A 2,883-nucleotide genomic window follows, 5' to 3' on the forward strand; every position below is an offset into this window, starting at 1 on the left:
CTTCTCGCTGGTCTCCCTCTCGGCGACTTAGAAAACAATACACCCACCCACGCCCCACCGCAACTCCACCCCCSGCCACGGCCCCACCACCCCGCAACCCCGGAAATCCGCGGCAGAACACCGCTCCCGACCCCCAAACGGCACCCCGGGACGGCCTATCCTCCCTGTACCCTCCATCACATCCTCGCGTTGCGGCGGATACCATCGGAGGGTGAGGGCACACCGCCGGCGCCAGAGACGAACATCGCTCCATCGAAGTGCGTCCCGGCCGGCCGCCAGGGGCCTTTCGCAGCAGCAGGTGACAGCACGGGTCGAGCGTGGGCTTACCAACCGCGTGCCGGACACCCCAGCCGTAGCCTGTGGCAAATCTTCCGGGCCAACGTCTTCACGCTCTTCAACGCAATCGTCGGCACCAGCTTCCTCCTCCTGCTGCTTCTGGGGCAATGGCAGGATGCCCTGTTCGGACTCGCCGCGGTCGGCAACGCCGTGATCGGCGTCGTCGAGGAATACAGGGCCAAGAAGTCCTTGGACCGGCTGGCTGTTCTTGACGCCCCACTCGCACGGGTGCTGCGCGATGGTGAAATCCAGGAGATCGCCACGGCCGACGTCGTCCGCGACGAGGTCCTGGTGCTCCGGGCCGGAGATCAGGTCACCGCGGACGCCGCCGTACTCGACGCGTCCGGCCTCGAGGTGGACGAGTCGCTCCTCACTGGCGAAGCGGATCCCGTGGGCAAGGACGCAGGATCCGAAGTGCTCTCCGGATCGATCATTGTGGCCGGCCACGGCAGGGCCCAGGTTGTCCGAGTCGGGGCAGCGGCGTTCGCGAGCCGACTGACTGCAGATGCGCGCCGCTTCTCGCTGGTGAACTCCGAGATCCGCAACAGCCTCAACCGCGTACTCGGTTGGATTGCCTGGGTGCTCCTGCCTATGGCGATCCTCGTGCTCAACGGCGAGATCCGGGCGCGCGGCGGCTGGGAGGCCGTCCAATCCGCGGGGGCGTGGACGGCGGTCTTAGTGGGCCTCATTGCCAGCGTGATCGCCATCGTCCCGCTGGGACTCGTGCTGTTGACGAGTGTTGCCTTCGCCGTTGGCGGAGTCCGGCTCGCTAAACACAACGTGCTGATCCAGGAACTCGCGGCTGTTGAGGGACTGGCGCGCGTCGACGTACTGTGCATGGACAAGACGGGCACCCTCACGGAGGGTGGACTGGTCTTTGATGCTCTACACCTTTTGGTGCCGGAGCCGGGATGGGAGCAGGTCCTCGCATGGTTCGGCGCTGAACCTGAGGCGAATGCCACAGCACGCTGCCTGAGCACTGTTTTTGAGGACGACGGCGGCCTTCAGCCGATCTCGACGGTGCCGTTCTCCTCCGCCCGGAAGTGGAGCGGGGTCAGTTTCGACGGACGAACCCGTGCGGCGCACACCTGGATTCTCGGGGCACCGGAAATGGTCCTTGTCGAGGACCCGGCCCGGCCCCAGCCGCTAGCGATCCCCGCGCGCCACGGCACCGTACCGGGCCAGTCCGACGGACCGGATCGGCAAGACGTACTGCGCCAGGCCGGCGACTTGGCGGAGACCGGGCTGCGGACCCTGATTCTGGCCCGCGGCGGGCAGCTACCTGACGAGGGGAAGATGGAGCAGCTGCCGGAGTCGCTCCGTCCTGTTGCACTCCTGACTTTCCGGGAACAGCCCCGTTCGGATGCCCGGGAGACCCTCAAGTTCTTCCGCGCCGAAGGTGTCGGTTTGAAGATCATTTCCGGTGACGATCCCCGGACCGTTGCCGCTATTGCCCGCCAAGTTGGCCTGGAGGTCACGGAGGGCTTCGACGCACGCTCTCTGCCGGAGGACCCGCTGCAGCTGGAGGAGGTGATGGAATCAAATATGGTGTTTGGCAGGGTGACGCCCGCCCAGAAGAGGCAGATGGTCGAGGCACTCCAGCGCCGGGGACATACTGTGGCAATGACCGGCGACGGCGTCAACGACGCCCTCGCGCTCAAGACGGCCGATCTTGGCATCGCCATGGACTCTGCGGCACCCGCCACGAAGGCTGTGGCGCGCCTGGTGTTGCTCGACGGCCGCTTCGACCGGCTTCCCGGAGTCCTCGCTGAGGGCAGGCAGGTCATTGCCAATATTGAGCGGGTCTCCAGCCTCTTCCTCAGTAAAACAGTCTATGCGACTGCCATCGCGATGACCTTCGGGCTCCTGCAGTGGGAGTTCCCGTTTCTTCCCCGCCAGCTATCCTTCACAGACGGCCTGACGATCGGAATCCCGGCCTTCTTCTTGGCGCTCATGCCGAACCCACGCCGCTATCAGCCCGGGTTCCTGCGCCGGTCACTGTGGTTCTCCTTGCCTGCAGGACTGATCGTGACGGCTTCCCTGCTCACACTGAACGCACTCGCGCCGCTGGCCGGCACGGCCACGCCAGAACAAGTCAGCAGCGCCTCTGTGCTGACGCTGTCCATGGTCGGGCTGTGGATACTCTCAGCTGTCTCCCGGCCTCTTAATGCAGGTCGTCTGGCCGTGGTGGTGGGCATGAGTGTCTCGCTGGTGCTCCTGCTCAACGTGCCGCTCGCGCAGGAGTTCTTCCTGCTCTCCCGCCCACCCGGCGGGTTGTTGCTGGCGGCCGTGGTGTGCGGGGCAGGCGGGGGCCTCGCGGTCGAGGTCCTGGCCCAGATCCATGCCCGGATCTTCCCGGTCGCGGGAGGGTTCCCGGCCGACCCGTAGCGGGTTGTGCCGGTTAAATGCGGGAGGACCCCCAACGTGGTTGGGGGTCCTCGACCGTTAATGGTGTTCCGGCGGTGACCTACTCTCCCACACCCTCCCGGGTGCAGTACCATCGGCGCTGTGGGTCTTAGCTTCCGGGTTCGGGATGGGACCGGGCGT

General features: G+C 66.1%; 1 protein-coding gene and 1 rRNA gene. One reads left to right on the forward strand and one right to left on the reverse strand.

The genetic code is table 11. The features are described from left to right. Positions 1 to 189: 189 nt before the first annotated feature. Complete coding sequence (locus AC1DKQ_RS22290) at positions 190 to 2,724, forward strand: HAD-IC family P-type ATPase (protein WP_476886320.1); 2,535 nt, start codon at positions 190 to 192, stop codon at positions 2,722 to 2,724. Positions 2,725 to 2,790: 66 nt separating this feature from the next. Here the strand turns inward: AC1DKQ_RS22290 and rrf are convergent. Beyond that, positions 2,791 to 2,883 (reverse strand): 5S ribosomal RNA (rrf, locus tag AC1DKQ_RS22295); the annotation flags it as partial.

This window comes from Arthrobacter sp. 05L421, from assembly GCF_056397785.1.